General features: G+C 36.5%; 1 protein-coding gene. It reads right to left on the minus strand.

Annotation, left to right across the window (positions count from 1 at the left end):
* Positions 1-296 (minus strand): SH3 domain-containing protein (locus KFD70_RS29305; protein WP_431613558.1); only part of this gene is annotated, 296 nt, incomplete at both ends.

Below are 296 nucleotides of genomic sequence, written 5' to 3' on the forward strand. Positions count from 1 at the left end.
TTACCAGATTCTAGTTTCACAAACTCTAGTGATATATAACCTTCGTTTCCTTTATAACTAATCTTCGCCCAGCCGTTTGCTTTCCCTAAAATCGTTACTTTTTCTCCGTTTTTCAAGTTTCCTAGTATCGCACTGCTTGTATTTGCTGCACTTCTCACTCGTAAACTTGTTGCGGTAATTATTCCACCTTCTTGTGCTTCATTTGTGATGTTTCCTGGTTTCTCTTCTTGCTTACCAGATTCTAGTTTCACAAACTCTAGTGATATATAACCTTCGTTTCCTTTATAACTAATCTT

Origin of the sequence: Bacillus pfraonensis (genome assembly GCF_050768835.1) — a bacterium.
Lineage (GTDB): Bacteria > Bacillota > Bacilli > Bacillales > Bacillaceae_G > Bacillus_A > Bacillus_A pfraonensis.